Source organism: Paenibacillus sp. OT2-17 (genome assembly GCF_009827695.1).
Lineage (GTDB): Bacteria > Bacillota > Bacilli > Paenibacillales > Paenibacillaceae > Paenibacillus > Paenibacillus polymyxa_B.
This window is the reverse complement of sequence record NZ_WUDQ01000636.1, coordinates 1-1,991: the sequence shown is the minus strand read 5'-3', so window position 1 is coordinate 1,991 and position 1,991 is coordinate 1. Positions and strand designations below refer to the sequence as shown.

Annotated in this window: 2 protein-coding genes and 1 pseudogene; 1 reads left to right on the top strand and 2 read right to left on the bottom strand. The window is 46.9% G+C overall.

Annotated elements, in window-relative coordinates; translation table 11 throughout:
- Positions 1–260 (bottom strand): glycoside hydrolase family 36 N-terminal domain-containing protein (locus tag GRP75_RS25545; RefSeq protein ID WP_272917241.1); only part of this gene is annotated, 260 nt, incomplete at its 3' end.
- An 82-nt stretch (positions 261–342) separates the two neighbouring features.
- Positions 343–1,329 carry a LacI family DNA-binding transcriptional regulator gene (locus GRP75_RS25540; protein WP_160790727.1) on the bottom strand — a complete coding sequence of 329 codons (987 nt, stop codon included), beginning with the start codon at positions 1,327–1,329 and terminating at the stop codon, positions 343–345.
- A gap of 177 nt (positions 1,330–1,506) precedes the next feature.
- Between GRP75_RS25540 and GRP75_RS25535 the strand changes: the two are divergent.
- Positions 1,507–1,991, top strand: a pseudogene (locus GRP75_RS25535) (two-component sensor histidine kinase); the annotation flags it as partial.

Below are 1,991 nucleotides of genomic sequence, written 5' to 3'. Positions count from 1 at the left end.
TGACGAAAGTCGCTTGTTCCATACTGGGGGTATTCCTGTGGAAGCGTGTCCAAAGAAATTGTACGGCTGGAAGAAACGGGAGTGGGAGAGAAGGAGCAACGCTCCCTAAGCTCCAATATACTTGCGAGACTTTGGTCATGATGAAGTTGAGTTCCCCAATAGACATGTGCGGGATATCCTTCTACAAGCTGGATAATATAGCTGCAATCCTTGGACTGCAAATGAAACAAACCAAGCGCCTCGTTAACATGAATGTTCATGATATTCACTCCTTAGGGGGTTATCATTATTGTTTTACGTAAGGATACTGATCAATGACAATAAGACTCTCAAGTACTGATTTTAGCCTTTTTTGCATGAACTCTCCCGAATGACAAGCTTAGTCCCGATCACGCTATACGCAGGTGGTTCACGCCCCTCAAACCGTTCAGAGAGCAGTTGCACGGCAGCCTTTCCCATCTGTTCAGGATAGGCACGGACGGTGGTTAGCGGAGGCTGCACGAAGGCTGCCATCTCAATGTCGTCGAAGCCGACAACAGCCATATCCTCTGGTACCTTGACTCCATGTCCATGAAGGGCGCGGAGGGCACCAATAGCGAGCGGATCGCTTGCAGCGAAGCAGGCCGTCGGTCGTTCCTGTTGGGTTAGAAGTTCGTTCATCGTGAGATAACCATCCGCGGTACTCCAGGCACCTATACGGACGAATTGAGTATTGTACAATCCCTGTTCCCGCATGAATCGTTCAAAATAATGCGCTCTTCGCTCACCGTCGCTCTTACCGCCGATAAATCCGATTTGTCGGTGGCCAAGCTCAAGTAGATGTCCGAGTGCCTGATCAACAGCTTGCCGGAAATGAAGTCGTACAGAATCATACTCCAGCTGTTCATGGTACTGGTCGACAAGGACAATGGTGTTCTTGTCAGGATGAAGTTTGAATGCATCTTCAGGATCAACGCCGCCCACAACAATCAGACCGTCCGCCTTCTGCAGGGTGCCAATGGATGAGCGGCCTAGCAAGGTCTGGCCCAACGTCAGTCCAAGCTCTTCACAGCGCAGTTCGATTCCACGGCGGATCGAGGCGTAATACGGATCGTCTCTTTCCTCCTCAATAGAACACCACAGCAGGAGGGAGACCGTTTTCCCGGCACGTTCCGTATTCTGCTTTAATTGCTTCAGCCGGGCAGGCTTATACCCGAGTTGCTCGGCAACCAAAAATATTCTGCTTTTGGTGTCTGGGCTTACGGACAGTGACAGATCGTTATTTAAAACCCTTGAAACGGTTGCGGCAGACACACCCGCTTCGCGGGCAATGTCTTTAATGGTTGCCAAAAGAGCTCACACCTTTTTAGTTAATAATTTTACTAAAAATCGACTTTATCCTAACACATCTTTAAAGCACTTTCAAGATGGACGGTTGAATTTTTTTAACATTATTTTTGATCTACTACTGTAGAGATTGTTTGTGTTAACATGATGAATATTCTCTTGATGACGGAGGGGTCCTAGTTGAATATTCTGTCACTAGCTCGTAAGTGGTTTGGTCGACTTCGCTTTAAAAGCAAGGTTATAACGGTATTTCTTCCGCTAATTATTGTTTCTCTGCTTACTCTTGGACTGTTGTCCAACCAGCTTTTCAGCCGTTCTTTGATAGACCGAACCACCAGTAATGTTGTCGATGAGTCTCAGCTTATCTTGTCTAGGACCGATTACATATTCAGGAGTGTGGAAACGGCGGCCAATATTATGGTCACGAATATTAACCGGATGTATGATTCATACGGTGCCAAACCTGATACTGCCATGGAGCCTATTCAGTTTGAAAACTTGATGCAGAGCCGCCTATCCATTGATTTGTCAATCTTTCGTGAGGTGGATGCCGCTGTATTCATTGATAATGAAGGGACGATTTTCGCCTCTTATACCGAAAGCGGGGATGATCGTAAGATCTATAGCATGCTTAAGCGGATAAGGGAATCCGAAAGTTATGGACA